Annotated in this window: 2 protein-coding genes and 1 pseudogene; 2 read left to right on the top strand and 1 reads right to left on the bottom strand. The window is 49.0% G+C overall.

Features of this window, described 5'->3' with window-relative positions:
- Positions 1-296 (top strand): annotated as a pseudogene (locus VAE48_RS13895) (threonine aldolase); the annotation flags it as partial.
- Here the strand turns inward: VAE48_RS13895 and VAE48_RS13890 are convergent.
- The gene (locus VAE48_RS13890) at positions 293-1,852 is read right to left on the bottom strand and encodes a sensor domain-containing diguanylate cyclase (protein WP_322793926.1); all 1,560 of its coding nucleotides are present in this window, start codon (positions 1,850-1,852) and stop codon (positions 293-295) included. The pseudogene VAE48_RS13895 and the gene VAE48_RS13890 overlap by 4 nt on opposite strands.
- A gap of 240 nt (positions 1,853-2,092) precedes the next feature.
- On the opposite strand from VAE48_RS13890, the gene VAE48_RS13885 reads away from it, so the two are divergent.
- Positions 2,093-2,935 (top strand): purine-nucleoside phosphorylase, encoded by an 843-nt coding sequence (locus VAE48_RS13885; RefSeq protein ID WP_322793925.1) that lies wholly within the window; start codon positions 2,093-2,095, stop codon positions 2,933-2,935.
- Positions 2,936-3,055: the final 120 nt, after the last annotated feature.

The following is a 3,055-nucleotide window of genomic DNA, read 5'->3' as shown; positions in this document are numbered from 1 at the left end:
AAGAGATGACCGGGCGACTGATTGAAGATCACCGCCGCGCAAGCCGGCTGGCTGAAGGATTGTTCAACATACCTGCTTTGCAGCCAACCTTTGGAATGCCACAGACCAATATGGTGTTTGTTACTATCCGAGATGAATATCCCAAAACCGCTCAAGAGGTGGCTGCGGAATTAGCGCAACGGGGTATTCGGGTTGGGGTTACCGCTTCAAAAACCTTTCGGCTGGTTTTGCACTACTGGATCAGTGATGAGGATGTCCAACAAACCATTTCGGCGTTTGCGGCGGTCTTGAATTAATTTTTGGACGGCAAAGAATTGTTCACCGGTGTTTGCATTTGAATCTGGTTGCGTCCGCGCTCCTTGGCAATGTAAAGACGCTGGTCGGCGATGTCAATTAGCTTTTCCAGCACATTGGTGTCTTGAGGTATACCGGCAATTCCCTGGCTGATGGTGGGGGCTGGGATAACTTTCTTATCCCGGTCTAAAATGACAATCTTTTGACAGGCGGAACGGATGCGTTCCGCTACCAGATAAGCCTGTTCGGGTTGAGTGTCCGGCAGAGCAATAATAAATTCCTCGCCGCCCCACCGTCCAACAAGGTCATTCTTCTTGATATTGTGGCGAATTGTCTGGGTCAATTCGATCAGAACCTTATCACCGGTGAGGTGACCATGGGTGTCGTTGTATTTTTTGAAGTGGTCAATATCCAGCATGATTAGAGAAAGGGACTGACCACATGCCTGTGCAGTTTGCACAGCCTGTTCCAGGCGGGTGAGAAAAGTGTTGTGGTTGAGCACCCCGGTGAGACTGTCCATTTGAGAGCGAGTTTCTACTTCGAGGTGATGGTAAGCATTATCCAGTGCCATTGCCGCCCGTTGGGCAATGTTTTCAAGTAATTCCTGATCGCGTTGGTCAAATGCTGACTTTTGATAGGAAGCAACCGCGATGATTCCCAAAACTTCCTTGCCCGAGATGAGCGGTACTCCCAACCACGAAAGGCTGACTTTGTTGTTTCCCACCAGTTTAAAGTCAATGTTCAGCTTTTTGCGTTCTTCAGGCAGGTCACAAATGAGCAGAGGTTGACGGGTTCGAATGACCCGCCCGGCCAGGGTGCCCTCAATTGGGACATTCATGGATGGAAAGAATTCCCCATCGTCGTAGAACAATTCTAAATGGACGGTATCCTCTTCGATTAAACCGAAGTAGTAGGTGTCCGCATCCAGTGCGCTCTGGACGGCGGTTGTCACCATCGTGATGACCTGATGAATTTCCAGCGAGGAGGACAGGCTGCGAGAAACCTTGTTTATGATTTGCTGGCGATTGATTTCAAATTGCAGTGAACTTTGCAACTTAAGCAGGGTTTCAGTGGTCGCAATGCCTAAAAGGGGCAGGAAGAAAAGATCAAGGAAAACCGAATTGATTATGTTTTGGTCGTTCAAACCCAGTGTAACGATGTGAGCTGTAGAGGCACATGCAAGAAAAATGTAGGCGTACAGGCGACCAAAAATGAGTGAAGAAATGGCGGTCATCAGTAGGATGCAGGTAAAGGAATACCCCGCGGGTAAAAGGTGACCGATAAACTCGATGAAAACGGCTACAATCGTGTTGACTGCCAGAATAACCCAATCCCGTTGGGGATACCGTTCAAGCAACGGGATGAGGTGAATATAAAAGATGAGCAGATAGGCTGATTTCAGTAAAGCGGTTGCCAGGCTGATTTGGTTTTCGAATAAATTTAATCCGGCAATCAGAGAATAAACCAGTAAAAAGATATTCAGAATAAATGCAATCAGGACGGCGGGAAATACCAGCGCTTGTTGTTGCTTGGTGGGAATTGAAAGCAGAGATCTCATCGTTTCATCATGTATTTTCGCCTATTATAGGAACATCTTGAGAGTTATTGCCATACAATTTGTTTACAGTTTAATAAAGAAGAACCAATATGGTACAAAAGAATCATCGTACAGGAAGAAGGGTGATTAGAGACTGCGCCCATCATTGAAAAACCGGCGGCGAAAATTGAGAAAGCGGGTCGGGCAAACTACGGTTATAATACAGAAGGGAACCATTAAAGCTTCTATGGAGGTGCTCATTTGTCTGAATGGATTACGCTGACGGAAATTGATGAAGCAACCGGATTCCTCAGGAAACGATTCCGCGTTCAACCGAAAACCGGCATCATTCTTGGATCGGGGTTGGGAGAACTGGCTGAACAGATTGAGGATGCGGTGGTGATTCCCTATGCGGAAATCCCTCATTGGCCTGTTTCGACCATTCATGGTCACGCTGGACGTCTGATTGTAGGACGGCTGGAAGACCAGCCGGTCATGGTGATGCAGGGGCGGGCTCACTTTTATGAAGGTTATCCAATCGGCCGGATTGGCTTTCCGATTCGGGTGATGCAGCGCCTGGGAGTAGAATCGCTGATTGTAACCAATGCCGCCGGGGCTATTCATCCGGATTATTTGCCGGGGGATGTCATGTTAATTGTGGATCACATTAATCTGGTTGGGATGGCCGGAATGAATCCACTGCGGGGGCCCAATCTAGATGAATTTGGCGAGCGCTTTCCGGATATGAGCCAGCCCTATGACCACAATTTGATGGAACTTTGCCGGCAGGCTGCTGATGAGGCGGGTATTCTCCTGCGGGAGGGGGTCTATGTATGGCTGGCGGGTCCTTCATTCGAATCGCCGGCGGAACTGCGCTTTCTGCGCACCATTGGCGCGGATGCCGTGGGGATGTCCACCGTGCCGGAAGTGATTGTTGCCCGTCATGGGAAAATGCGCGTCCTCGGCATTTCAGGCATTTCCAACAAAGCCAATTTGGATGGCAGCACAGTGACTACCCATGAAGAGGTTTTGGAAGCCGGTAAAATACTGGTACCCAAATTAACGGTGCTGATTCGGGGTGTTCTGCGGCGGCTGGCAGCGTGACCAGACGGATGAAACTTTGAATCCTGCGGGTGGTTAAAGGCGGATTATGGAGGAAGTTCTCCGCTTTTTAAAAACTTACGAACCCTGGATTTATCTGGTGCTGGTAGGGACGGGCCTGTT

Source organism: Bellilinea sp., from assembly GCF_034432615.1.
GTDB lineage: Bacteria > Chloroflexota > Anaerolineae > Anaerolineales > Anaerolineaceae > Bellilinea.
This window is presented reverse-complemented; position numbering and strand designations above follow the sequence as displayed.

Bases quoted from the DNA above. Each gene is read 5' to 3' on its own strand.
- VAE48_RS13890 (WP_322793926.1), bottom strand. From the start codon at position 1,852: ATGAGATCTCTGCTTTCAATTCCCACCAAGCAACAACAAGCGCTGGTA.